We start from the raw sequence: 21724 nt of genomic DNA, 5'->3' as shown, positions 1-21724 counted from the left end.
CTGATCGTCCCGTTCGTCCTCCCGCCATGACTGGAGGGAGAACACGGATGCGGACCAGGTGGAGAGCGGCGCTCGCGGCGGCCGGGCTGGCGCTGGTGCTCGCGGGATGCACGAACGGGGCGAAGGAAAGCGCGGCGCCGATGCGTGCCGACAGCGCGGGCTCGGGCAACTCCGCGCCGGTGGAGCAGGGCAAGGCGCCGCAGCCGGACAAGGGCAAGAGCGGGGCGCCGGTGCCGGTCGGCCAGCCGGGCGTCAGCGACCGGAAGCTGGTGCGCACCGCGCGGCTGGAACTGAGCACACCGAAGGTGGCCGACGTCATCGGGCGCGCACGTCAGGTCTCGCAGGCCGCCGGCGGCTACACCGGGCAGGAGAGCAGCGGCGGCACGCACGCGACGCTGAGCCTCGCCGTGCCCGCCGAGAAGCTCGACGGGGTACTGGACGAGCTGGCCGGGCTGGGGAAGACCGTCAAGCGCGAGCTGAACACCCAGGACGTCACCGAGCAGACCGTCGACGTCGAGGCCCGGCTCGCGACGCAGCGGGCGAGTGTCGAGCGGATGCGGGCGCTGCTGGCGAAGGCGACGTCGGTCACGGAGATCTCGTCGGTGGAGACCGAGCTGACGCGCCGGGAGGCGGATCTGGAGTCTCTGGAGCAGCGTCGCAACTCGCTGGCGGGCAGCGTAGCGATGTCCACGATCACGCTGACGGTCTCCGAGGGCACGCCGCCTCCTGCCCCCGCGCCCGAGGGGCCGAGCGGCTTCCTGGGCGGCCTGGCGGGCGGCTGGCACGCCTTCCTGGTCTTCGGCGGCGGCCTGCTCACCGTCGTCGGCGCGATGGCCCCCTTCCTGCTCGTCTTGGGCGTCCCCACCGTCGCGGTGCTCTGGTACCTCCGCAAGCGCCGCGAGGCGAAGCCGAGCGCAGCCGAGCCGGAGGCAGCAGAGATACCCACCGCGTAGGCGGGGCGACCACGCTGGGTCCGGCACCGGACGCACCGTGGGGGTGTGGGGGCTCGGCCCCCACAACGAAACGGCCCACCCGGACGTAACCCCCAGGGTTGCGACAATGCGCAGCCGCGCACAGGGGCCTCCCCGTGGAGGGGGGGAGAGGCGGGGCGGCGCCGCGGCGGCCGCCGGGGGGGGGGGGGGCCCCGGGCCCCCCCGGGGGGGGGGGGGGGGGCCGGGGGGGGGGGGGGGCGGGGTGGCGGGGGGGGGGGGGGGGGGCCCCCCCCCCCCACTACGAAACGGGACACCGGGAGGAAACCGCCAGGTTTCCGACTAGGCGAAGCCGGTCAGCGGAACGGCTCGAGGGAGGGGGGAGTCGCGATCTCGAGCCGTCCCGCTGAAGTTCCCGCCTCGGTGGACCCGGTGACGAGGGGGATGCCAACGGGGCCTGGCGGGCCGCGGCTCGGCAGGGGGGAGACGAGCCGCGGTCGTACCCGACTCCGGCCGGGGAGTGCGTGGAATCCGGCCGAGTAGGACGTAGCCAAACCTGTCAGATGTCGACCAGTAATCACAAGACTACTGGTTACTCCGTTCGAGTGAACTTTCCTACCGGGGATAACGGAGTGGAGTGCATTGCACCTTTTTTCGCGCTTGTTGACAGTCGGCCTTCTGGTCGGGTGAAAGTGTTACTCATCGGTAACGCACTCTGTGTAGAACACCGTTCAAGCCGGCCCGGCAACCCGGCCTCGCGGCGGGCGCGCGGAAGGGTTCTGGCAGGCTGTGGGCATGGCCGAACTTGGGACGCTGGTGCTGCTGCGACACGGGCAGAGCACGTGGAACGCGGAAAACCTGTTCACCGGCTGGGTCGACGTGCCGCTGTCGGAGCAGGGCGAGGGCGAGGCCCGCAAGGGCGGGCAGCTGCTGGCAGGCTCCGGGCTGCTCCCGGACGTCGTGCACACCTCGCTGCTGCGGCGCGCGATCTCGACCGCGAACATCGCGCTCGACGCCGCCGACCGGCACTGGATCCCGGTCAGGCGCGACTGGCGGCTCAACGAGCGGCACTACGGCGCGCTGCAGGGCAAGAACAAGAAGCAGACCCTCGACGAGTTCGGCGAGGAGCAGTTCATGCTCTGGCGCCGCTCGTACGACACCCCGCCGCCGGAGATCGACCCGGCGGACGAGTTCAGCCAGGCGGGCGACCCGCGCTACGCCGGCCTCGGCGACGCGGCGCCGCTGACCGAGTGCCTCAAGGACGTCGTGGCGCGGCTGCTGCCGTACTGGGAGACCGCGATCGTGCCGGACCTGCGGGCGGGCCGGACCGTGCTCGTCGCCGCGCACGGCAACTCGCTGCGCGCGCTGGTGAAGCACCTCGACGGCATCTCGGACGCGGACATCGCGGGCCTGAACATCCCGACCGGCATCCCGCTGCGCTATGACCTGACCGAGGACCTGAAGCCGGTCAAGCCGGGTGGCGAGTACCTCGACCCGGACGCCGCCAAGGAGGCCGCGGCCGCCGTCGCCAACCAGGGACGCTGACGGTATATCGCCGGAAAATTTCCGACGGCCGGTCGATTTCTGGCATTCGTGCCCGAATCGGCCGGCCGTTTTTTGTCCCCCGTGCGCTGAAAGGGTGAACTGTCCGGATATCGCCCGGACGTCGTTGCCCGGCGCTCGGCGGCGTTGGTAGATTGGGAATCGATGGACCGTCGACATCGGTCGCGGCTTCCGATTCCGTGGCCGATGGCCGTTCACACTGTTCGACTCAGGGGCTCCAGGGGATTTCGTCATGATGTGACGAATGGTCATACCTGCCGATGTGCAGGACAAGGGGAAGGGCGATCCGGAGGGATCCGTCATTTTCTTTTCGAGCATCATCGAATCCGGTGAGCTTGATCGTCTCGGGCGTGCAATGGGGAGGGGGAAGCTCGATTTCGTCGTCGAGCCGGTTCGACCCGGACGAGGCTTTTCGGCGGGCATCGAAATGGTGCCCTGTTTCCGCCGGTGAATTCGTCGTGTGGAAACCGGGTGCTGAAAGGTCATCCCTACTCGATGATTGGGAGATCGTACGATGCGCAAGTTTTTCGTCACGCTGGCAGCGCTCGCGTCGGCGTTCCTGCTGCTGGGCACCGGTGTCGCTTCGGCGGGCTGGCACGGTGACTACATCGGCCAGGGCATCCGGATCAGGTCGGTGCCCGACGGAGGCACTGTCAAGGGGCTCGGCTACCAGGGGCAGGGCCAGTGCAGCACGGTGGCGCGGAAAGTGGGCAGCTACTGGTGGGGCTACCACCGCAACGACACGACCGGGGTGGTCGGCTGGAGCCGAGGTGACTATCTCAGTGTCGACGGCCGTGGCTGCTGAATGACCGGCCCCGCCTCCGCGGCGGTTTCGTAATTCGTGGCCAATGGCGGTGATTTCTGAGCTTTCCGGACGTCGTATCGGCGTCCGGAAAGCTTTTCCGCCGTCTATCGGAAAACAGGAACTGGTAGGGTGGGCTCGTATGAAGAGACGTTCGGTTCTTCTTCCGGCGTTCGGTTTTCTCCTGGTGCTGGCGGCTTCCTGCGCCGCGGGCCCGTCCGGCACCCCCGACGCGGGATCGCTTCCGGAGCCCGCGGTTCCGGCGAACCCGGCTCCCGCCCCGGCCGATCCGGCGGCGGTCCACCTCCCGCTCGACCCGTACGTCCGGCTCGCGGCGGGCCGTCAGGAAACGCTGGACAAGGCGGGCGTCATTCTCACCACGAAATGCATGCGGGAAAAGGGATTCGACTACAAGACGGACGACGCCCCCGGCGGTGGCAAGGCCAAGGGCGACAGCGTGCCGCTGCCCGCATACGGCATCAACGATCTCGCTCAGGCGAAGGAATCGGGCTACTCGCCGCCGGGCACCGGAACCCTGCAGTCGCTCGGCGAGCAGGGCGTGAAACTGCCGACGCTGGACGACGCGGTGCAGAAGCACGGTGCGGCCTGGGTCAAGGCGCTCTACGGCTTCGCCCCGCCCGAAAACGAGGGCAGCGGCGGCTGTTTCGAGGCCTCCGTCGTGCATGTGCCCGAGTACGACAAGCTCGACAAGGAACTGGCGGGCAGGCTCGCGGCACAGGCCGCCGAACGCGCGCAGGGGGACAGCAGGGTCGTCGCGGTGAACGCGGCGTGGAGCGCGTGCATGGCCGAATCCGGGTATGCGTACAAGTCGCCGGAGGAACCGCGCAAGCAGAAGTGGCCGGCACCGCGGTCGTCGGCCGAAATCGCCACCGCCGTCGCCGATGTCACGTGCAAACAGCGCACAAACCTGCCGGGGATCCGGTTCGCCGTGGAAAGCGGATATCAGCAGGCGTTGCTCGAAAAGAACGCGCCCGCGCTGAACCAGCTGCGTGACACCTGGCAATTGGTCGTCAAGGCGGCGGAACAGATTGTGGCCAATGGCGGCTGACGGCTCGTCCCCCGGCGGTGTCCCCCGCGAAAAGGAAACCGCGCCGGGCAGCGTGCTGAAACGTCGTAAAAGGGTGCTGCTGCTGGTGGCCGGTGCCGTCGTGCTGCTCACCGCGGGCGGGGTGGCGGGTGCCGCGTTCGTGAAATCGCCGGCACAGCTGGCGGCCGAGGAACGTCCGGTCGCGCCGACCGTGCTGACGGCACCGGTCAAGCGTCAGGTCGTGGGCACCACCGTCGTGGTGCGGGGAACCGTGGCCGGGACCGACGACGTCCAGGCCACACCCGTCCCGGCAGGGGGCCCCGCCGGTGCCGCGGCGGGGCCGAAGCCCGTGGTGACCGCGGTGTGCAAGGCCGCGGGGGACACCGTCAACGCCGGTGACGTGCTCGTCGAGGTGTCGGGCAGGCCGCTCGTCGCGCTGCCCGGCACCGAGCCCGCCTATCGCGACCTCCGGCCGGGCGACACCGGAAAGGACGTGGCCGGGCTGCGGCGTGCGCTCGCCGAGCTGGGATTCCCCAGTGCCGGTGATCCGGACGGGGTGTTCGGCGCCGCGACCAAGCGGGCCGTGCGGGCGTACTACGAGCGGCTGGGTTTCGCCGTGCCGACGACCGGTGGCGCGGGCGGCGCGTCCGGCGAGGACCAGGCGGCGACGCAGGCCGCGCAGGACGCCGTGACGCAGGCGAAGCGACGGCTGCGCGATGTCTCCGAGGGACAGGCCGCGCCGGGACAGCCCGCGTCCCCGCATGTCGTCGAGGACGCCCGCGCGGATCTGCGCACGGCGGAAAAACGGCTGGCCGACCTGGACGCCAGGACCGGCCCGATGGTGCCGCAGGCGGAACTCGTCTTCCTGCCGTCGTTCCCGGCCAGGGTCACCAAACAGGGCGCTCAGCCCGGCAAGGCGGTGGAGGCCCCGCTGGTCACGTTGTCCTCGGGCAGGCTGCAGGTGATCGGCCGCCTCGACCCGGCCGACCGGAGCCTCGTCCAGCCCGGTGCCGTCGCGGAGATCGACTCCGAGGTGACCGGGTTCCGCGGCGCGGGAAAGGTCGCCGCGATCGGGGAGCAGCCCCAGAACCCGCCCAGCGCTTCAGGGGACCAGCAGGGCAAGGGGCAGGCGTCGGGGACCTCGTACGTGGCCGTGACGATCACCCCGGACACTCCGCTCGAACCCGCGCTGATCGGCCAGGACGTCCGGCTCACGCTGAAGTTCGCGCAGACCGGGGGGCCGGTGCTCGCGGTGCCCTCGGCGGCCGTGACGTCCTCGGGCGACGGGCGGACCCGGGTCGTCGTCGCGGGCGCGGCTGGTACGCAGCGGACGGTCGAGGTCAGGGCGGGCCGCTCCGGCGGCGGTCTGGTCGAGATCACGCCGGTCGCGGGTGACCTCGCGGAAGGAGACCAGGTGGTGATCGGCCGGTGAACGCCGTGGCGGAGGTACCGCCGGTGATCGCGCTGCGCGGGGTGCACCGCGTCTATCCCGGCACCCCGCCGGTGCACGCCCTGCGCGCCACCGATCTGACCGTGCGGGCCGGCGAGTACGTCGCGGTGGTCGGACCGTCCGGGTCCGGGAAGTCCACGCTGCTGAACCTGCTGGGCATGCTGGACACGCCGACCGGCGGGGTCTACGCCCTCAACGGCGTCGACGTCGCCGGGTTGCCGGACGCCGACCGGACCACGGTGCGCGGGAGCACGGTCGGGTTCGTCTTCCAGGCGTTCCACCTGCTGCCCCATCGGACGGCCACCGAGAACGTCGAGCTGGCCATGCTCTACAACCGGACGCCGCGGCGGCTGCGCCGGACCCGGGCGCACGAGGCACTCGAGCGGGTCGGCCTCGGCGCCCGTCGCGACGCGCTGCCCACGACCATGTCCGGCGGCGAACGCCAGCGGGTCGCGATCGCCAGGGCGCTGGTCAACCGGCCGAGCCTGCTGCTGTGCGACGAACCGACCGGCAACCTCGACTCCGGCACCACGTCCGCGGTGCTGGACCTGTTCGGCGGTCTGCACGAGGCAGGCCTGACCATGGTGGTGATCACCCACGATCCCGTCGTCGCGGCCAGGGCGGGCCGGGTGCTCGAGATCTCCGACGGCACCATGCGGGAGCGGCAGGCCGCGAACGGGCGGGGGCGGTGACCGTGCGGCGCCCCCGAAGATCGGCGCTCGCCATCCGGGACCTGGCCGCGGAGGCGCTGGCCGGGCTGCTGCAGCGGCCCGCGCGTTCGGCGCTCACCATGCTCGGCACCGTGATCGGCACCGCCTCGCTGGTGGCCATCCTCGGCTTCACCGCCACCTCGGCAGGGCAGATCAGCGCCCGGTTCACGGTGCTGTCGGCGACCGAGGTCACGGTGACCGACGCCGGGGCCAAGGTGCGGACCATCGACCCGGTGCTGGACTTCCCGGCCGACGCGGACCAGCGGGCGCGGGCGGTGAACGGGGTCGCCGACGCGGGCCGGTACTGGAGGGTCCCGCTGCCGCCGGGCACCCAGGTCAGTGCCCGGGCGCTGCCGGGAGCCCGGGACGCCCACACGCTGGACGTCTACGCGGTGTCCCCGGGAGCGCTGCGGGCGGCGCACACCCCGGTCGTGAGCGGCACCCTGTTCGACGAGTTCCACGAGCGGCGGGGCGAACGAGTGGCGCTGCTCGGGGTGCCGGCCGCGGCGCAGCTCGGTGTCTCCCGGCTCGACGCCCAGCCCGCGGTGTTCCTCGGGGGCCGTGCCTACACGGTGATCGGTATCGTCCGCACGCCGGAACGGCTGCCCCAGGCCGGTCTCGGCGTGATCGTCCCGGCCACCACCGCGCTCGACGGTTACGGTCCGCCCGCGCCGGACGACCCGGCGAAGATGCTGGTCGAGACCCGGCTCGGCAGCGCACAGGTCGTCGCGGCCCAGCTGCCGACGGCGCTGCGTCCCGAAGCGCCACAGCTGCTTTCCGTCGCGGCCCCACCGGATCCCCGGTCACTGCGCGACACGGTGGCCGCGGACGTCGACAGCCTGTTCCTGCTCCTCGCCGGGCTGGCGCTGGTGATCGGCGCGGTCGGGATCGCCAACACCACGCTGGTGTCGGTCATGGAACGGGCCGCGGAGATCGGCCTGCGGCGTGCGCTCGGCGCGCGGCGGCGGCAGATCGCGGCCCAGTTCGTCACCGAGTCCGCGGTGCTGGGGCTGCTCGGCGGGCTGGTCGGTACCAGCCTCGGCGTGCTCACCGTCGTCCTGGTGGCACTCGTGCGCGAGTGGACGGCCGTCGTCGACCCGCTCGTGGTGCTGGCCTCCCCGGTGGCTGGTGCGCTGGTCGGGCTGCTGGCGGGGGCGTACCCGGCGCTGCGGGCCGCTTCGATCGAGCCGGTGGACGCGTTGCGCGGCTAGGCACTACCGCGCCAGGCGCGCCTTCACAGCAGCCCCGCTTCCCTGGCGCGGGCCCCGGCCTGGAAGCGGGAGGTCGCGCCGAGCGCGGTCATCAGCTCGGCGACCCACCGCCGGTACGTCCGCAGGCCGACGCCGAGCGTGCGCGCGGCCGTCTCGTCCTTGCAGCCGGACGACAGCAGTTCGAGAATCCGCGGCACTTGCTCCCGCAGTTCCGCGAACCGCGCGTCGTAGACGGCCAGGTCCACCGCGGAGCGCCACGCGGCGTCGAACAGCGACGAGATGCCCTGTACCAGCTCGGGTCGCGTCAGCACGCTGTAGGTCCGCACCCCGCCCGACTGGTCGCCCGCGAGGATCGCGACCCGCCCGTCCAGCAGGATCGTCTCGTTGATCTCGGCGGTGGTGATCCGGATCCGGGCACCGAGCGCGACGCGTTCGGCCAGCTCGGCGGCCGCGTCCGGGGCGAGCAGCACGCCCGGCAGGTAGATCTTGCGGATCCGCAGGTCGCGGGGAGCGCCGGAGGCCCCGCCGTGCCGCACCTGACGCTGCGAAGTGGCCCAGGTGTGCAGGTCGCGCGCGGCGCACGCGATGTCCGACGCGCGCTCGAAGAGGTGCGCCGTCCGGTCGAACAGCTCCTGTTCGCCGCGCACCGCGACGACGTCCCTGATCGTCTCCACCCGGCCAGTGTCCTCCGGTTTGGCAGCATGCTGCCAAACCCGGCGCGATCCGGGCGCGGAGAAGAGCCTTGAAGGCATGACACGGACAACCACTCCCGCCGCCGCGGCGGGTACCTGGCAGCTCGGCTCGTTCACCGTCAACCGCCTCGGCTTCGGCGCCATGCGCCTGATGGGCGGCGGCGAGGGCCGGGGCCGCGAGACGGCGATCGCGGTGCTGCGCCGCGCCGTCGAGCTGGGCGTGAACCACATCGACACCGCCGCGTTCTACTTCTCCGGCGCCTACTCGGCGAACGAGCTGATCAACACCGCGCTCGCGCCGTACGCCGACGACCTGGTCATCACCACCAAGGTCGGCCCCGGCCGCGACGCCTCGGGCGAATGGCTGCCGCCCGCGCGGCCCGAGCAACTGCGCGGGCAGGTCGAGGAGAACCTCCGCCAGCTCGGCCGCGAGCACCTCGACGTCGTCAACCTGCGGCTCGGCGAGCAGCTCGAACGCGGCACCGGTTCGCTGGCCGACCGCTTCGGCGCGCTCGCCGAACTGCGCGAGGCCGGGCTGATCCGCGAGCTCGGCATCTCGAACGTCGGGCCGGAACACCTCGCCGAGGCCAAGGCGATCGCGCCGGTGGTCTGCGTGCAGAACCAGTACGGCCTGACCGCGCGGCGCGAGGACGACGACCTCGTGCGGCTCTGCGCGGAGCAGGGGATCGCGTTCGTGCCGTTCTTCGCGGTCGCCAGCGGGCAGGCGGCCGTGGACGAACGGGTCGAAACCGTCGCGCGACACCACGGGGTCACCGCCGCGCAGATCCGGCTGGCGTGGACGCTGCATCGGTCACCGAACGTGCTGGCCATCCCCGGAACGGGGGATATCGACCATCTCCAACAGAATGTCGCGGCGGGCGGACTGAAGTTGTCCGAAGAGGACATACGGTCTATCGAAGGTCTCGGCACGGCGTCCGAAACGTGAACGAGGCCTGACACCAGGGCGAACTTGTCGCCTGGAGGTGTCACGGTGCTCACGACAAGGCATCCGGGACTAGGCCGGAAGGCCACTTCGATGCTTACGATTCCCCCGTGACCACGCCTGCTTCACTCGCACTGGCCATCGGCGCATTGGTGGTCGGCGTGGTTGTCGGCTTCCTCGCGGCCAAAATCCGCACCCGAAGGGGGGAAGCCCGGCGCCCCGCCGGCCCCACCGTGGCCGAGCTGCTGGCCCGGCTCATCCGCTCCTCGAACAACGGCGTCGTCGTGCTCAACAAGTTCGGCGACATGGTGCTGCACAACCCGCGGGCCTACGAGCTCGGCCTGGTGAAGGTCAACCAGGCCGACCCGCGCGCCCGCAAGGCGGCCGAGCAGGTCGTCGAGACCGACGAGCCGATGGAGATCGACCTTTCGCCGCTGGAGGCCCGCGGCCGCCAGCCCGAGGCGGTGCTCGGCCTGGTCCGTTCGCTGGGGGACGGGTTCACCGTGGTCGAGGCCGTCGACCACTCCGAGGCGATCCGGCTCGAAGCGGTCCGCCGCGACTTCGTGGCGAACGTCAGCCACGAGCTGAAGACCCCGGTCGGCGCGATCGCGCTGCTCACCGAGGCCGTCCTCGACGCCGCCGAGGACACCGAGGAGGTCCGCCGCTTCGGCGGCAAGATCCTCCGCGAGTCCACGCGCCTCGGCCAGCTCGTCACGGAACTGATCGCGCTTTCGCGGCTGCAGGGTGCCGAGCGGCTGCCCGATCTGAACGTCGTCGAGGTCGACGCCGTCGTCCGTGAGGCGCTGGGCCGGGCCTCGATCTCCGCCGAATCCGCCGAGATCACCGTGACCACCGACGCGGCCAGCGGCCTGCTCGTCGAAGGCGACCGGACGCTGCTGGTCACCGCGTTGTCGAACCTGCTGGAGAACGCCGTCGCGTACTCGCAGCCCGGCAGCCCGGTGTCGATCAGCAGGCGGCTGCGCGACGGGGTGGTCGAGATAGCCGTCACCGACCGCGGCATCGGCATCGCAGAGGAGGACCAGCAGCGCGTGTTCGAGCGGTTCTACCGCGCGGACAAGGCCCGCTCGCGCGCCACCGGCGGCACCGGCCTCGGCCTGGCGATCGTCAAGCACGTCGCCGCCAACCACGGCGGATCCGTGGGACTCTGGAGCCGTCCCGGCACCGGCTCCACGTTCACCCTGCGCATCCCCGCGCACGCGGGCGAACCCGCATCCGAACCCGGCCGCACCGCGATCCCGGCGGGGCGGCAGGAGAAGACCCCCGAGCGGACACCCCGGCTCGTGGCCACAGGGCAGGACAGCCCGGATCATGGAGGAAACCTGTGACGAGGGTTCTCATAGTCGAGGACGAAGAGTCGTTCGCCGACCCGCTCGCCTTCCTGCTCCGCAAGGAGGGCTTCACCGCCGCCGTCGCGGGCACCGGCCAGCAGGCGCTGGAGGAGTTCGACCGCAACGGCGCCGACATCGTGCTGCTCGACCTCATGCTGCCCGGGATGAGCGGGACCGACGTGTGCAAGCAGCTGCGTCAGCGTTCCGCGGTCCCGGTGATCATGGTGACCGCGCGCGACAGCGAGATCGACAAGGTCGTCGGCCTCGAACTGGGCGCCGACGACTACGTCACCAAGCCCTACTCCGCGCGGGAGCTGATCGCGCGGGTGCGCGCGGTCCTGCGCCGCGGCGGCGAGGGCGACACCGGTGACGCGCTGACCCCGCTGGTGCTCGCGGCCGGCCCGGTGCGGATGGACGTCGAACGCCACGTCGTCACCGTGGACGGGGCCGAGGTCTCCTTGCCGCTCAAGGAGTTCGACCTGCTGGAGTACCTGCTGCGCAACGTCGGCCGGGTGCTCACCCGCGGTCAGCTCATCGACCGGGTGTGGGGCGCGGACTACGTCGGCGACACCAAGACGCTCGACGTCCACGTCAAGCGGTTGCGGTCGAAGATCGAGCCGGACCCAGGGTCGCCGCGGCACCTGGTCACGGTGCGCGGGCTGGGCTACAAGTTCGAGTCCTGATCCGCCACGTCACTGGTTGGCGCGGGCGAGTTCATCGGCGTGGGCGACCAGGTCCTCGCCGGTGAAGCGGAGCGCGTTGCCGACCGAGCGGAGGGCGTTGGGGAACGCCTCCGGGTCCTGGCGCTGGAACCTGAGCCAGACCAGCAGTTCGTCCAGGTGGGCGCGCAGCGTGCGAGCCTGGTCGATGACGCCCTCGGTGCGTGACACGGGCGACGCGCCCTCTTCGTCTGTCGCGACGGAGCCGTCCATCTACAACCTCCTCGGTTAGGGCCGGTGGGGTGGCGACGGGCGCTTCACCACCATGCGACGCCACCCGTCTTCCGGGGCACTCCACCCCACCGGCTTGTGCAACGGTAGAGACGCGCAATTGCATGGGCAATGCCCGTAAAGAGTGATGCTCGCGCACGTGCAAGGTCGCTACGATGCAGCGCATGGCGTCCCCGACGAGGGCCAAGAAGCGACTTGGCCACTTCCTTCTCGAACTCCGGACCACGGCCGGTCACGCGCTCGCCGCTCCGGCGGATGAGCTGAAGGCCTCCGAAAGCACCGTGAGCCGCTACGAGTCCGGGCACGTGCTCCCGGTCTGGTCGACGGTGCTGGCGCTGCTCGGGTTCTACGGCGCGAGCGACGCGGCTCGGGAGCTGGCGGTCAAGCTGTGGGAACAGGCCCGCGACGAGCCCAAACCGGTCCGCCTGCCCGCCGAGGCACCCAAAGCCTTTCGGTATCTGGTTAACGCCGAGCGCGAGGCAAGCGGAATCCGCGTCGTGGAGTCGATGGTCGTATCAGGGTTCCTGCAGACCAAGGACTACGCGCGAGCGCTCTTCGCTGCCGGGCATCGCTTCTACGATGTCGTCGTGGACGGCGCGATGGCCGTGCGCACGGATCGGCAACAGCTCCTTTGGGAACCCGACCCCCTGAAGCTGCATGTTGTCCTGGACGAGGCCGTCATTCGGCGTGAAGTGGGTGGCCGCGCAGTACTGCGCGCGCAGCTGGCTCACCTGTTGCGGGCGGCAAAGTTGTCACACGTGACGCTCCAGATCATGCCCTTGTCAGCTGGCGCGTACGGAACGATGGCTGGTGGTTGGCACATCATCGACTACGCAGGGAACGAAGCTCCGGGTGTCTATCTGGAGTACACGGCGGGTGGGGCTTGGGTGGAGAATGAAGGCGATGTGCAGCGCTTCACCACCGCATTCGAAGACGCCGTACTCGCCGCGTTGTCCCCTGACGACTCGGCTCACCTGATCGAGCAGCAGATGAGGGCACTGGCAGATGATGACGAACAGGAATTGGCGGAAGAGTAGTCACTCGGGCGGCACGAACAACGCATGCGTCGAGGTGGCCCTGAACTGGCGGAAGAGCAGTTACTCGGGTGGGCAGGTCAACGCGTGCGTCGAGGTGGCGTTGGGTGCCCGAGCCCACGTCCGGGACACCAAGGCGCGGGAGGCGGGCGAGCTGGCCTTCTCGGGCGAGGCGTTCACCGCGTTCCTCTCCGCGTTGAAGCGTTCTCGCTGATCGACCGGCGCCGCGTCGAGTGCTGACGGGCAACGAAAACCGTACGGAAGGCTGTGGCGTTGGTTACGATTTCGTGACCTGGCCGTGCGGCCGGTACGCTGGACCCTCGTGCGCCTAGGGGTACTCGACGTCGGTTCCAACACCGTCCATCTCCTCGTGGTCGACGCCCATCGCGGCGCCCACCCGACCCCCATGCATTCCGAAAAGTCGGTGCTGCGGCTGGCCGAGCAGATCACCCGTTCCGGCGACCTCAGCAGGCAGGGGGCCGACGAGCTGGTCGGCGCGGTGGAATCGGCCAAGGCCGCCGCCGCGCGGCTCGGCTGCGAGGAGGTCATGGCCTTCGCCACCTCGGCGGTACGCGAGGCCAGGAACTCCGCGAAAGTGCTGGCCAGGGTCGCCGAGCAGACCGGGGTCGAACTCAAGGTCCTCTCCGGCGTCGACGAGGCGAGGCTGACGTTCCTCGCGGTCCGCCGGTGGTTCGGCTGGTCGGCGGGGAACCTGCTGGTCCTCGACATCGGCGGCGGTTCGCTGGAGGTCGCGATGGGCGTCGACGAGGAACCCCAGCTCGCCGAATCCCTTCCGCTCGGCGCCGGTCGCATCACCAGGACCCGGTTCCAGCACGACCCGCCGACCCGCTCGGAGCTCGTCGCGACGTCGGCCTGGCTTGAGGACCAGCTCGCCGGGCTCGCCAAGAAGGTCGCCAAATGGGGTGAACCCGACCGGGTCGTCGCGACGTCGAAGACGTTCCGCTCGCTGGCCAGGCTCACTGGAGCCGCCCCCTCGGCGAGCGGCCCCCGCGTCCGACGTACCCTCACCGACACCGCACTGCGTCAGCTTCTCGCCTTCATTTCGCGGATGCCTTCGGGCGAGCTGGCGCACCTGGAAGGGGTCAGCGCGAGCCGGTCCCACCAGCTGGTGGCGGGGGCGCTGGTGGCGCAGGGCGCCATGCGAGCGCTTTCTCTCGGAGAACTCGAGATCTGCCCATGGGCTCTGCGAGAGGGTGTCATCCTGCGGCGGCTGGACCATTCCAACGGTGCGGACGACACTGGGGCCGGTCTTTCCCGGCGCTTCGGCGCGGGAGAAGACCGGTGACAGCAGCGGACTGGACTTCGCTGACGGAAAACGGGCACGGTGAAGAGGTGACGGAGATGCAGAGGACGGTGTTCAGCGCGCGCGGCGCCGCCGGCGACCCGTCGGGTACCGACTTACCCCGTGCGGTAACCCCCGAGCGCGCTTGGGACAGCACGGTATGACGGATCAGACCGGAGGCGACCAGCCGCAGAAGACCGTGGCCGAACTGCTCGCCGAACACGGCGGGCAGGTCGAGAGTTCACGGCGCCGCCGCAGGCGTGCCGCCGAGGACGACGACCCGGCCCCGGAACCCGGTGGACGGCGGAGAGCGAGCGTCGGCGACACCGCTCCGCAGGCCATCATCGACCGGGTCACGGCCGACGGCCCGCCGCCAGGGGCCCCGCCGGCCCCGCCCGCGGCACCCACGTCGCGGCGCCGCCCGGCCGGGGACACCCCGCCCGCGCCGCGGCCGATGCCGCAGGAATCGCAGCCGCTGCCGCGGCCGAACGTGCAGCCGCCCGCCCCTCCTGCCCCTCCCGCGCGGCCCGCCGCGCAGGAGTCCGGCCAGTTCGTCCGGCCGCAGGAGTCGGGACAGTTCGTCCGCCCGCCGCAGGAATCGGGTCAGTTCGCCCGGCCGCCCCAGGAGTCGGGGCAGTTCGCGCGCCCGCAGGAGTCCGGCCAGATGCCGGTGCCGCCGCGTCGACCGCCGCGCCCGCCCGCTGGCCCGCCTGCGCCGCCCACTCCGCCCGCAGCCGAAGAGACCCGCGAAGAGGTGCAGCCGGTCCGCCGGCGCCCCGGCCAGGCCCCGCCACCGCCCGCCGGCCCGCTGGCGGCCCGGCTGGACGGCCTCGACGGCGCGCCCGACGCCGACGCCCCGCCCGCGCCGGGCCCGATGGCGAGCGGCACCTTCGCCGCCCCGGCGCCCGAGAACGCGCCCCGGCGCCCACGCCGGGCCCCCGGGCGGCGGCAGGCCCCCAAGGCCGAGCCGCACACCGAGCAGTTCGCGGCCGTCGCCGACGAGCCCGAGGCGCCCGCGGGCGACGTCCCGCCCGCCGGGCTGGCGGGCTGGCGCAAGCGGCGGCAGAAGGAACAGCTGGAGGACACCGAGGTCGGCGTCATGCCGGTCGTCCCGCCGGTGCCGCCCGCCGAGGCCGAACCCGAGCCGTACCCGGAGGCCGAGGACTACCCGGCCCACGACGACTACGACGACGGCGGCCCGCCCACCATGGGCCACCCGGCGCCGATGCCGTTCGCTCCCGGCCGCGAGGACGCGCCCGACAACCTCGACGAGTACGAGCGCGAGTTCGACGAGCCGTCCTACCCGGACGGTCCCCCCGACTTCGACCGCGACGACTACGGCTACGAGCAGTCCGGCGAGTACGAGGACGAGTACGACGAGGACGCCCCGGCCGCCGAACCTGTCGCCGAAGCCGAACCCGCCGGGTCACCGGGCAAGCAGTGGCTGGTGCTGGCGGGTCAGCTCGCCCTCGGCGTGGTCGGTGGTGCCGGGGTCTGGCTGGGCTTCAACTGGCTGTGGGTCAACCTCGCCCCCGCCGCGCTGATCGGCGCGCTGGTGGTGATCGTCGGGCTGGTCTGGATCGTGCGGAAGATCCGCCGCGCCGAGGACCTGCAGACCACGGTCCTCGCGGTACTGGTCGGCCTGGTCGTCACGGTGACACCCGCGGCACTGCAGCTCGTGTCACGTTAGCCGAGCGGCCGGGCAGCTCCGGCACCTTCCCGAGGTCGCCCGGCGCGGCGCCACGGTGACCGGCGCGGGGCACTGGAGCGAGCAGCAGGCAGGATGGGCGGCGTGAGCGAATCCTCGGCCCATGTCCCCGTCGGGCTGTCGACGGCGTCGGTGTGGCCACTCGGCGCCGGTGCCGCGTTCGAGCTGGCCGCGGACCTCGGCTTCGACGGCGTCGAGGTGATGGTGTGGGCCGATCAGGTCAGCCAGGACGTCTCGGCGTTGCGACGCTGGTCGCGGCGCACCGGCGTGCCCGTGCTGTCGATCCACTCGCCGTCGCTGCTGATCACCCAGCGCGTCTGGTCGCCGGATCCGGAGGTGCGGCTGCGCCGGTCCGTGGACGCCGCCGTCGAGCTGGGCGCCCGCACCGTCGTGGTGCACCCGCCGTTCCGCTGGCAGCGCCGCTACGGTGACGCCTTTCCCGGGCTCGTCCGGGAGCTCGAAGACGCCAGCGGCATCGAGATCGCGGTCGAGAACATGTTCAAGGTGCGGCCGCCGGGTGGTTCGCGCAACGCGCGCGTGTCGGCTTTCCGGCCGTCCATCGATCCGACCGATGTCGGGTTCCGGCACTACACGCTGGACCTGTCGCACACCGCGGCGGCCAGGATGGACGCGCTGGCGCTCGCCGACCGGATGGGCGCCGGGCTCGGGCACGTCCACCTCGCCGACGGCACCGGCGTCCCGAAGGACGAGCACCTGGTGCCCGGGCGCGGGAACCAGCCGTGCGCCGAACTGCTGGAGAAGCTCGTCAGCAGTGATTTCGCCGGTCAGATCGTGCTCGAGATCAACACCCGGCACGCGACCGGCGCCGCCCAGCGGGCCCGCGATCTCGCCGAGGCGCTGCTCTTCGCACGGCTGCACCTGGGGCAGTAGAAAGATCATCTTCTGCGGACACGATCACCAGGTACCTGCGTTTCCCCCTTGTGAACACGTAAAGTTCCGACCGTGAACCCGCTGCGCACGCTGCACCTCGCCGCCGGTACGGACCCGCTTCCCCTGCTCGGCTCAGGGGGCCCGGGCTTCCGGGGGACCGGGATCGGCCGTTCGTGAGCACGACGGACAACGGCGGCGCGTCGCTCGAAGCGGCCTGCGCGATCCGCTCGATGGGGGACGGGACGTTCACCGCGGTCCTGCGCGCGGAATGGTCGATCGGGTCCCATCCGCACGGCGGTTTCCTGCTCGCGTTGCTGGCCAGGACCGCGGTGGTCGGGCTGCACGAACGCGGTGAGCCACCGGCCGAGCCGCTCGCCATCAGCGCCGAGTTCCTGCACGCGCCCGCACTGGGGCCGGTGCTCCTGCGCACCGACCTGCGCAAGGTCGGCCGCCGCGCGACGGTGGTGGCCATCCGGCTGGAACAGCGCGGCCGCAGCTGCGTCGAGGCACGGGTGACCACCGGGCGGCTGCCGATGCGGCGCCCGGAATGGTCCGACGTCCCGATGATGCCCGCCGAGCCGCCGCCGGGATCGCCGTCGATCACCGGGGAGACGTCCGAGGGCGTGTTCGGGCTGGCCAAGGCGTGCGAGGTCCGCGTCGACCCGGCGACCGCGGGTTACCTGGCGGGCCGTGTGGGCGAGCCGCCGCGCATGCGGCTGTGGGTGCGGCCGCGCCACGGCCTCGCCGACCCGTATTTCGCGCTGCTCGCCGGGGACGTCAATCCGCCGGTCGTGATCAACCTCGGCCGCGTCGGCTGGGCACCGACCGTGCAGCTGACCGCGTTGCTGCGCACCCGCCCGGCGCCCGGCTGGCTGCGGGTGATCGTCGAGTCGCGCGCGGTGCACGAGGCCTGGTTCGACTCCGACGCGATGGTGGTGGACTCTCAGGGGCGGCTCGTCTGCCAGGCACGTCAGCTCGCGCTCGCCCCCGCACCGAGCCCCTGACACCAAGCCCCTGACGCTCGTTTGGCACGCTGAGCGCATGAGCGATGCTTGCGAGCGAATCATGGACATCATGCGCCGAAAGGGATTGAACACAGTCTCGCGAAGCGAGTCGATCGCATGACTGTGATCGCGGTACTGGGGGCGGGCAAGATCGGGGAGGCCCTGCTTTCGGGGCTGCTGCACGGCGGGCACCGGCCCGAGGACCTGCTCTTCACCGAGCGGTACCCGGCGCGGGCGGCCGAGCTGACCGAGCGCTACCGGGTCCGCGGCGTCGAGGTCGAGGAGGCCGCGAAGCAGGCGGACGTGCTCGTCGTCGCCGTCAAACCGCAGGACATCGACCCGGTGCTGGCCGAGCTGGCGCCGCTGCTGGGCCCGGAATCGCTGGTGGTGTCGCTGTGCGCGGGCCTGCCGACCTCGTTGTACGAGCGGCGGCTGGCCGAGGGCGTGCCGGTGGTGCGGGTCATGCCGAACACGCCGATGCTGGTCGGCGAGGCGATGAGCGCGATCTCCGCGGGCAAGTACGCGACCTCGGAGCACCTCGCGCTGGTGAAGGAGCTGCTCACGCACGTCGGCCAGGTCGTCGAGGTGCCGGAGGGGCAGCAGGACGCGGTGACCGCGCTGTCGGGTTCCGGACCGGCGTACTTCTTCTACCTGGTCGAAGCCATGATCGACGCCGGGATCCTGCTCGGCCTGCCGCGGGCGCTCGCCGGGCAGCTGATCATCCAGTCCGCGGTGGGCGCGGCGAAGATGCTCGCCGAGTCCGACGAGCACCCGGTGCTGCTGCGCGAGGCGGTGACGTCCCCGGCGGGGACGACCATCAACGCCATCCGCGAACTGGAGAAGCACGGTGTCCGCGCGGCGTTGCTCGCCGCGATCGAGGCCGCCCGCGACCGCTCCGTCGACCTGGGCAAAGCCCACGAAGGCTGACGGCTGGGACGCCATTCAGCCGAATGTGCGACTTCACAGCGTGACAGACGCCCTGCTAGTGCACCATCGCGAGTGCGAGATTGAACCCGGTCTGACGTCGCTTTAGCCCCACCTGTCCCGCTACCCTCGGGGGAGCACGTGCGTGTCGATACCACAGGTGGGGAAGCCTCGTGGCGCGACACGTGTCGAAGGACGCGGTAATCATGTCGCCGAACAAGAAGGAGGAGCTGCCTTCAGTAGGGCAGGTCCAGTTCCTGACGGTCGCCGAGGTGGCCACGCTGATGCGGGTCTCGAAGATGACCGTCTACCGCCTGGTGCATTCCGGGGAGCTGCCCGCGGTGCGGGTGGGCAAGTCGTTCCGGGTGCCGGAGAAGGCGGTGCACGAGTACCTCCAGGGTGCCTACTTCGACGTGGGCTGACCGGTCGCGGGCACGCACCACGTGCCCGCCGACCGGCCCGCGAACCCACACGGGTAACCTGGTAGACCGCTCGTGCCTGTGCGCTCCACGCGGTTGGACGCTGCGCCGGGCAGCGTGACCAACGACGAGGAAAGGAGCGCTCATGGGCTCTGTGATCAAGAAGCGCCGCAAGCGTATGTCCAAGAAGAAGCACCGCAAGCTGCTGCGCCGCACGCGCGTGCAGCGCAGGAAAGCCGGTAAGTGACCCGGTATTTCCTCCGGTCGTGATCGTGGCCCGTCCAGCTGCTGGACGGGCCACGTCCATTTCCTGGGCCTTCTTCGGCCGCTCCGCCCATTCGAGTGAGGCGCGCGTCGCTTTTCGCCCGATCGCGGTTAAGAGCATGTAAGACCTGGTAGAGGTGCCTCTGTTGGGCGGTAACATCGGTGACGCGTCCGCGCGATGCTTCCAGTGAGTGCAGGTTCGCGCACCTTGGGTGATCATTCCGCCCGTCACCGCCCTATGCCGCAGGGAGTCTCATGCCGTCGAACATCGTGCTCGTCACCGGGGTGGCCGGAGAGCTCGGCGGGAAGCTGCTCGCCCGGCTCGGCAACAATCCCGAGTTCGAGCGGGTGATCGGCGTCGATACCGTGCCGCCGGACAAGGCGGTGCTGCAGCGGATGGGGCGTGCGGAGTTCGTCCGCGCGGACATCCGCAACCCGCTGATCGCGAAGGTCATCAGCACCGCGAAGGTCGACACCGTGGTGCATGCCTCCTGCACGGCGCATCCGGCGGCCCCCGGCGGCCGGACGGCGATCAAGGAAGTCAACGTCATCGGCACCATGCGCCTGCTGGCCGCGTGCCAGCGTTCACCGCGGGTGCGCAAGCTGGTGGTGAAGTCGACCGCGGCCGTTTACGGCGCGGGGGCACGCTCCCAGGCTGTGTTCACCGAGGACTCCGAGCTGATCCCGACGTCGTCGTCCGGGTACGCGAAGGACGCCGTGGAGATGGAGGGCTACGTGCGGGGCCTCGCCCGGCGCCGCCCCGACATCACCGTGACGCTCTGCCGGTTCGCGAACGTCATCGGTCCCGAGGTCGACACGGTCCTTTCGCGGTACTTCGCGCTTCCGGTGGTGCCGACGGTCTTCGGCTACGACGCGCGGCTTCAGCTGCTGCACGCGTCCGACGCGCTGTCGGTGCTGGAGCGGGCGACGCTGGAGGACAAGCCCGGCGTGTTCAACGTCGGTTCGGACGGCGTGCTGACGCTGTCGCAGGCGATCCGCCGGGCGGGGCGGGTCGAACTGCCGATGCCGCGCATGGTCGTGCCCTCGGTGGGCAAGGTGCTGCGCGGCGCCCGGGTGGTCGACTTCTCGGCCGACCAGGTCCGGCTGCTCAATTTCGGCAGAGTGGTCGACATCACGAAGCTCAAGAAGGAATTCGGGTACACGCCACGCTGGAGCACCCGCGAGGCGTTCGACGACTACATCACCGGCCGCGGGCTACGGCCGGTGCTCGACGGCAGCAAGCTCGCCGGGCTCGCCGGCAAGGTGCTCGTCGCCGCCGCGACCGGTCAGGCGGTGCATCGGTGAGCCGGGCGACCAACTTCGAAGGCGAGGCGCACACCGTGAGCGGTGCCGAGGCACAGATCATTCCCCTGCACGGGCCCGGCCGGGAGAAGCAGGCCGATCCGGCCGCCGAGGCCGCCGGCGACCTGAGGGAGGCGGACGCGGCGAACCAGGACCAGGCGCGCCGGGAGGCCCCGGTGGTGGCCTTCCCCGGACGTTCCGCCGCACCGGAAGCATCGGACGAGCCCGACGGCGACCTGCTGCCCGCGTCGCTGGTGTCCGCGCTCGGTTTCCTGCGCGACCGGCTGACCGGCGACTACACCGTCGACGAGTTCGGTTTCGACGCCGACCTGACCGACGCGTTGTTCCTGCCGCCGCTGCGCGCGCTGTACCAGAAGTGGTTCCGCGTCAGCACTTTCGCCGTCGAGAACCTGCCCGCCGACGGTGGCGCGCTGCTGGTGTGCAACCACTCCGGCACGGTGCCGCTGGACGCGCTGATGACCGCGGTGGCCGTGCACGACGAGACGCCGGACTCGCGGCATCTGCGATGCCTTGGCGCGGACCTGGTGTTCCGGGTGCCGCTGGTCGGCTCGTTCGCCCGCAAGTCCGGGCAGACACTGGCCTGCAACGAGGACGCGGAACGCTTGCTGCGCAAGGGAGAACTCGTCGGTGTCTGGCCCGAGGGCTTCAAGGGCATCGGGAAGCCGTTCTCCGCGCGGTACAAGCTGCAGCGGTTCGGCCGCGGCGGGTTCGTGTCCGCGGCGTTGCGGGCCGGGGTGCCGATCATTCCGGTGTCGATCGTCGGCGCCGAGGAGATCTACCCGAAGATCGGGGACATCCGGCTGCTGGCGCGGCTGCTGGGCCTGCCGTACTTCCCGGTGACGCCGTTCTTCCCGCTGCTCGGCCCGCTCGGCGCGGTGCCGCTGCCGACGAAGTGGAGCATCGAGTTCGGCGAGCCGATCCGGACCGACTCCTACGACGCGGACGCGGTGGACGACCCGATGCTGGTGTTCACGCTGACCGATCAGGTGCGCGAGTCGATCCAGCAGGCGCTGTACCGGCGGCTTTCGCAGCGGAAGAGCGTCTTCCGCGGCTGAGTTTCTTCTGGTTCCTGGCGCGAGGGAGGCCCTCGGTGGCGTCGCGGGGGGTCCCTCGGTGCGGTGGGGCCGTGCTGAAGGACGCTTTCAGTGCGTTGGTGGTGCTGAAGGACGCCTTCAGTGCATCGAGCGCACCGAAGGCGTCCTTCAGC

Annotated in this window: 24 protein-coding genes; 22 read left to right on the top strand and 2 right to left on the bottom strand. The window is 71.2% G+C overall.

Annotated features, from left to right (window positions below; genetic code table 11):
• Positions 1-47: 47 nt before the first annotated feature.
• The 8 genes from ACFWY9_RS40470 (at position 48) to ACFWY9_RS40435 (ending at position 7713) form a co-directional block, all read left to right on the top strand.
• Positions 48-953 (top strand): DUF4349 domain-containing protein, encoded by a 906-nt coding sequence (locus ACFWY9_RS40470; RefSeq protein ID WP_378341372.1) that lies wholly within the window; start codon positions 48-50, stop codon positions 951-953.
• A gap of 771 nt (positions 954-1724) precedes the next feature.
• A complete protein-coding gene (locus ACFWY9_RS40465) occupies positions 1725-2474 on the top strand; it encodes a phosphoglyceromutase (protein WP_378323674.1) in 750 nt (249 codons plus the stop codon).
• A gap of 262 nt (positions 2475-2736) precedes the next feature.
• Entirely contained in the window at positions 2737-2943 is a 207-nt protein-coding gene (locus tag ACFWY9_RS40460; RefSeq protein WP_378341371.1) for a hypothetical protein, read from the top strand.
• Between the two features lie 63 nt (positions 2944-3006).
• Positions 3007-3297 (top strand): hypothetical protein, encoded by a 291-nt coding sequence (locus tag ACFWY9_RS40455; protein ID WP_378323672.1) that lies wholly within the window; start codon positions 3007-3009, stop codon positions 3295-3297.
• Positions 3298-3436: 139 nt separating this feature from the next.
• Positions 3437-4363, top strand: a complete 927-nt coding sequence (locus ACFWY9_RS40450; protein ID WP_378323671.1) for a hypothetical protein — start codon at positions 3437-3439, stop codon at positions 4361-4363.
• Positions 4353-5774 (top strand): peptidoglycan-binding protein, encoded by a 1422-nt coding sequence (locus ACFWY9_RS40445; RefSeq protein WP_378341370.1) that lies wholly within the window; start codon positions 4353-4355, stop codon positions 5772-5774. Before ACFWY9_RS40450 ends, ACFWY9_RS40445 begins: the two co-directional genes overlap by 11 nt.
• Positions 5771-6484, top strand: coding sequence for an ABC transporter ATP-binding protein (locus ACFWY9_RS40440; RefSeq protein WP_378341369.1), 714 nt, complete (start codon positions 5771-5773; stop codon positions 6482-6484). Before ACFWY9_RS40445 ends, ACFWY9_RS40440 begins: the two co-directional genes overlap by 4 nt.
• On the top strand, positions 6481-7713 hold the full coding sequence (locus ACFWY9_RS40435) for an ABC transporter permease (RefSeq protein ID WP_378341368.1): 1233 nt from the start codon (positions 6481-6483) through the stop codon (positions 7711-7713). The genes ACFWY9_RS40440 and ACFWY9_RS40435 overlap by 4 nt, the downstream gene beginning before the upstream one ends.
• A 23-nt stretch (positions 7714-7736) precedes the next feature.
• Here the strand turns inward: ACFWY9_RS40435 and ACFWY9_RS40430 are convergent, their stop codons facing one another.
• Entirely contained in the window at positions 7737-8387 is a 651-nt protein-coding gene (locus ACFWY9_RS40430) for a DNA-binding response regulator (protein WP_378341367.1), read from the bottom strand.
• A gap of 76 nt (positions 8388-8463) precedes the next feature.
• Between ACFWY9_RS40430 and ACFWY9_RS40425 the strand changes: the two genes are divergently transcribed.
• From ACFWY9_RS40425 to ACFWY9_RS40415, 3 genes are all read left to right on the top strand, one after another.
• Complete coding sequence (locus ACFWY9_RS40425; protein WP_378341366.1) at positions 8464-9351, top strand: oxidoreductase; 888 nt, start codon at positions 8464-8466, stop codon at positions 9349-9351.
• Positions 9352-9458: 107 nt separating this feature from the next.
• Positions 9459-10694 (top strand): sensor histidine kinase, encoded by a 1236-nt coding sequence (locus tag ACFWY9_RS40420; protein WP_378341365.1) that lies wholly within the window; start codon positions 9459-9461, stop codon positions 10692-10694.
• Positions 10691-11380 carry a response regulator gene (locus ACFWY9_RS40415; protein WP_378323663.1) on the top strand — a complete coding sequence of 230 codons (690 nt, stop codon included), beginning with the start codon at positions 10691-10693 and terminating at the stop codon, positions 11378-11380. Before ACFWY9_RS40420 ends, ACFWY9_RS40415 begins: the two co-directional genes overlap by 4 nt.
• A gap of 9 nt (positions 11381-11389) precedes the next feature.
• Here ACFWY9_RS40415 and ACFWY9_RS40410 read toward each other — a convergent pair whose 3' ends face one another.
• Positions 11390-11629 (bottom strand): hypothetical protein, encoded by a 240-nt coding sequence (locus tag ACFWY9_RS40410; protein ID WP_378323661.1) that lies wholly within the window; start codon positions 11627-11629, stop codon positions 11390-11392.
• Positions 11630-11811: 182 nt separating this feature from the next.
• Between ACFWY9_RS40410 and ACFWY9_RS40405 the strand changes: the two genes are divergently transcribed.
• The 11 genes from ACFWY9_RS40405 to ACFWY9_RS40355 all read left to right on the top strand — a co-directional run bounded on the left by ACFWY9_RS40405 (position 11812) and on the right by ACFWY9_RS40355 (position 21572).
• Entirely contained in the window at positions 11812-12684 is an 873-nt protein-coding gene (locus ACFWY9_RS40405) for a helix-turn-helix domain-containing protein (protein WP_378341364.1), read from the top strand.
• Between the two features lie 34 nt (positions 12685-12718).
• Entirely contained in the window at positions 12719-12895 is a 177-nt protein-coding gene (locus ACFWY9_RS40400) for a DUF397 domain-containing protein (RefSeq protein WP_378341363.1), read from the top strand.
• 108 nt (positions 12896-13003) lie between these two features.
• Positions 13004-13987, top strand: a complete 984-nt coding sequence (locus ACFWY9_RS40395; RefSeq protein ID WP_378323657.1) for a hypothetical protein — start codon at positions 13004-13006, stop codon at positions 13985-13987.
• A gap of 157 nt (positions 13988-14144) precedes the next feature.
• Positions 14145-15674, top strand: coding sequence for a hypothetical protein (locus ACFWY9_RS40390; RefSeq protein ID WP_378341362.1), 1530 nt, complete (start codon positions 14145-14147; stop codon positions 15672-15674).
• 102 nt (positions 15675-15776) lie between these two features.
• Positions 15777-16583, top strand: a complete 807-nt coding sequence (locus ACFWY9_RS40385) for a sugar phosphate isomerase/epimerase family protein (RefSeq protein ID WP_378323654.1) — start codon at positions 15777-15779, stop codon at positions 16581-16583.
• 230 nt (positions 16584-16813) lie between these two features.
• Positions 16814-17587, top strand: coding sequence for a thioesterase family protein (locus ACFWY9_RS40380; RefSeq protein WP_378323729.1), 774 nt, complete (start codon positions 16814-16816; stop codon positions 17585-17587).
• A 117-nt stretch (positions 17588-17704) separates the two neighbouring features.
• Positions 17705-18514: a pyrroline-5-carboxylate reductase gene (proC, locus tag ACFWY9_RS40375; protein WP_378323653.1), complete on the top strand. Its 810-nt coding sequence runs from the start codon at positions 17705-17707 to the stop codon at positions 18512-18514.
• Positions 18515-18717: 203 nt separating this feature from the next.
• Positions 18718-18933 (top strand): helix-turn-helix domain-containing protein, encoded by a 216-nt coding sequence (locus ACFWY9_RS40370; protein ID WP_345397694.1) that lies wholly within the window; start codon positions 18718-18720, stop codon positions 18931-18933.
• A 142-nt stretch (positions 18934-19075) separates the two neighbouring features.
• Complete coding sequence (locus ACFWY9_RS40365) at positions 19076-19177, top strand: 30S ribosomal protein bS22 (RefSeq protein ID WP_007030867.1); 102 nt, start codon at positions 19076-19078, stop codon at positions 19175-19177.
• Between the two features lie 272 nt (positions 19178-19449).
• Complete coding sequence (locus tag ACFWY9_RS40360) at positions 19450-20499, top strand: NAD-dependent epimerase/dehydratase family protein (protein WP_378323652.1); 1050 nt, start codon at positions 19450-19452, stop codon at positions 20497-20499.
• Positions 20496-21572 carry a lysophospholipid acyltransferase family protein gene (locus ACFWY9_RS40355; RefSeq protein WP_378341361.1) on the top strand — a complete coding sequence of 359 codons (1077 nt, stop codon included), beginning with the start codon at positions 20496-20498 and terminating at the stop codon, positions 21570-21572. Before ACFWY9_RS40360 ends, ACFWY9_RS40355 begins: the two co-directional genes overlap by 4 nt.
• The last annotated feature ends 152 nt before the right edge of the window (positions 21573-21724 follow it).

The sequence above is a fragment of the Amycolatopsis sp. NPDC059027 genome (genome assembly GCF_042739735.1).
Classification (GTDB): Bacteria; Actinomycetota; Actinomycetes; order Mycobacteriales; family Pseudonocardiaceae; genus Amycolatopsis.
The sequence above is the reverse complement of the archived record's forward strand: the minus strand, read 5'-3'. Positions and strand labels throughout refer to the sequence as shown.

Excerpts from the sequence above, each read along its gene's own strand:
- proC (WP_378323653.1), top strand. The coding sequence starts at position 17,705 with ATGACTGTGATCGCGGTACTGGGGGCGGGCAAGATCGGGGAGGCCCTG.
- ACFWY9_RS40405 (WP_378341364.1), top strand. The coding sequence starts at position 11,812 with ATGGCGTCCCCGACGAGGGCCAAGAAGCGACTTGGCCACTTCCTTCTC.
- ACFWY9_RS40450 (WP_378323671.1), top strand. The coding sequence starts at position 3,437 with ATGAAGAGACGTTCGGTTCTTCTTCCGGCGTTCGGTTTTCTCCTGGTG.
- ACFWY9_RS40465 (WP_378323674.1), top strand. The coding sequence starts at position 1,725 with ATGGCCGAACTTGGGACGCTGGTGCTGCTGCGACACGGGCAGAGCACG.
- ACFWY9_RS40410 (WP_378323661.1), bottom strand. The coding sequence starts at position 11,629 with ATGGACGGCTCCGTCGCGACAGACGAAGAGGGCGCGTCGCCCGTGTCA.
- ACFWY9_RS40380 (WP_378323729.1), top strand. The coding sequence starts at position 16,814 with ATGGGGGACGGGACGTTCACCGCGGTCCTGCGCGCGGAATGGTCGATC.
- ACFWY9_RS40365 (WP_007030867.1), top strand. The coding sequence starts at position 19,076 with ATGGGCTCTGTGATCAAGAAGCGCCGCAAGCGTATGTCCAAGAAGAAG.
- ACFWY9_RS40470 (WP_378341372.1), top strand. The coding sequence starts at position 48 with ATGCGGACCAGGTGGAGAGCGGCGCTCGCGGCGGCCGGGCTGGCGCTG.
- ACFWY9_RS40445 (WP_378341370.1), top strand. The coding sequence starts at position 4,353 with ATGGCGGCTGACGGCTCGTCCCCCGGCGGTGTCCCCCGCGAAAAGGAA.
- ACFWY9_RS40370 (WP_345397694.1), top strand. The coding sequence starts at position 18,718 with ATGTCGCCGAACAAGAAGGAGGAGCTGCCTTCAGTAGGGCAGGTCCAG.
- ACFWY9_RS40360 (WP_378323652.1), top strand. The coding sequence starts at position 19,450 with ATGCCGTCGAACATCGTGCTCGTCACCGGGGTGGCCGGAGAGCTCGGC.
- ACFWY9_RS40455 (WP_378323672.1), top strand. The coding sequence starts at position 3,007 with ATGCGCAAGTTTTTCGTCACGCTGGCAGCGCTCGCGTCGGCGTTCCTG.
- ACFWY9_RS40425 (WP_378341366.1), top strand. The coding sequence starts at position 8,464 with ATGACACGGACAACCACTCCCGCCGCCGCGGCGGGTACCTGGCAGCTC.
- ACFWY9_RS40390 (WP_378341362.1), top strand. The coding sequence starts at position 14,145 with ATGACGGATCAGACCGGAGGCGACCAGCCGCAGAAGACCGTGGCCGAA.
- ACFWY9_RS40460 (WP_378341371.1), top strand. The coding sequence starts at position 2,737 with ATGGTCATACCTGCCGATGTGCAGGACAAGGGGAAGGGCGATCCGGAG.